Genomic DNA, 540 nt, shown 5'->3' with positions numbered 1-540 from the left:
AAGGCGCGCTAATGTGTGCAGTAGGTTACCCAGTGCGATGTAAACTTGCGCCTTAGTCCAATGACCGTTGAAGCCATTTTCATCGGTGTTCGCTTCGGCAAATGCGTATGCGCCCATAAAGGTGTTGTACATATCTGCTGGTAGGTGACCTGAAGTGACTTCGGCATCCACGCGTTTTGCAAACTTCTCTTTTGTGAACTTAGGATCGTAAGCAAGAAGGATCGTGTGCGACGCCGTGGTTGCGTGGGGTTGGTTAAATTGGTGTTTGTTCGCGAACGTGCTGTGGAAGCGTTGTTTCGCTTCATCACTTTCAATCACGATGAATTTCCATGGTTGCGAGTTGATTGACGATGCAGACAGACGAATGGCTTCTTTGATGATGGCCATATCTTCTTGAGAAATGCGTTTTTCTGCGTCGTATTTTTTCGCTGTGTAGCGGCTGTTTAGATCTTTAATGATTTGATGAGACACGTTTTTATCCTCGTTATTCAGTTTTATATCGGCCGCTTTTAGCTTCGACAACCACGCGTACCTCGAAAG

Annotated in this window: 1 protein-coding gene; it reads right to left on the bottom strand. The window is 46.1% G+C overall.

Annotated features, from left to right (window positions below; translation table 11 throughout):
* On the bottom strand, positions 1 to 471 hold a 471-nt coding region (locus R8O10_RS27090; RefSeq protein WP_318192210.1), incomplete at its 3' end, for a nitroreductase family protein.
* Positions 472 to 540: the final 69 nt, after the last annotated feature.

This window comes from Vibrio sp. 1727, from assembly GCF_033344415.1.
In the GTDB taxonomy this organism is placed as follows: Bacteria; Pseudomonadota; Gammaproteobacteria; order Enterobacterales; family Vibrionaceae; genus Vibrio; species Vibrio alginolyticus.
The sequence above is the reverse complement of the archived record's forward strand: the minus strand, read 5'-3'. Positions and strand labels throughout refer to the sequence as shown.